Origin of the sequence: uncultured Marinococcus sp. (assembly GCF_947493875.1) — a bacterium.
In the GTDB taxonomy this organism is placed as follows: Bacteria; Bacillota; Bacilli; order Bacillales; family Marinococcaceae; genus Marinococcus.
Genome location: NZ_CANLSU010000023.1, coordinates 1 through 691, shown reverse-complemented (window position 1 = coordinate 691; position 691 = coordinate 1). Strand labels below are relative to the sequence as shown.

Annotated in this window: 1 protein-coding gene; it reads right to left on the bottom strand. The window is 56.6% G+C overall.

The features are described from left to right. Positions 1-19 precede the first annotated feature (19 nt). Positions 20-691: IS256 family transposase (locus Q0757_RS16895; RefSeq protein WP_298789289.1), on the bottom strand; the 672-nt coding region annotated here is incomplete at its 5' end.

Sequence of the window (691 nt, the reverse complement as noted above, 5' to 3'; positions counted from 1 at the left end):
TCCTCTTCCAGCCTTGAAGTTAACCCTGCCGTTGAAACATATCTTCCAATTGATGTTGGGCCTGGGCGAAGCCCAGGTGACAACGGGTGGAAAACTTTTGATTGTATGCATCGAACCGGCTGACCAAAAACCGTTCGATGGACGCTTCATTCGGAAACTGTTCTTTGCGTTTAACGTATTTTTTCAGCTGCTTGTTGAACGATTCGATGAGGTTGGTGGAATACAGGCTCCGCCAGATGGCGGATGGGAAATCATAAAAGGTGAGTAACGTGGGGTGCTCGTTGAGCACCCGGCGGACCGATGGGTACCGGGAAGACCATGCAGCGATAAACGCCTCGAGGGCGTGGGTCGCTTCCTCCCGGCCGTTGGCCCGATACACGGTTTTAAAGTCGGCACAGACCGCCGCACGGTCCTGCACCCGGACTTTACGGGCAAGCGTGCGGGAGACATGCACACAGCACGTCTGATGCCGGGCACTCGGATAGACGGCGTGAATCGCATCGGTCATGCCTGCCAGTCCATCAGACACGACCAGGAGTACTTCTTCGAGGCCGCGGACCTGAAGGTCCTCCAGGAGTTCCTGCCAGTTGCCCGCGGATTCGGTCGGAGCCAACAAGTACGCCAGGACTTCTTTGGAGCCGTCTTCCTGGATCCCGACCGCGATATACACGGCTTCTTTGGCCACCGTGTC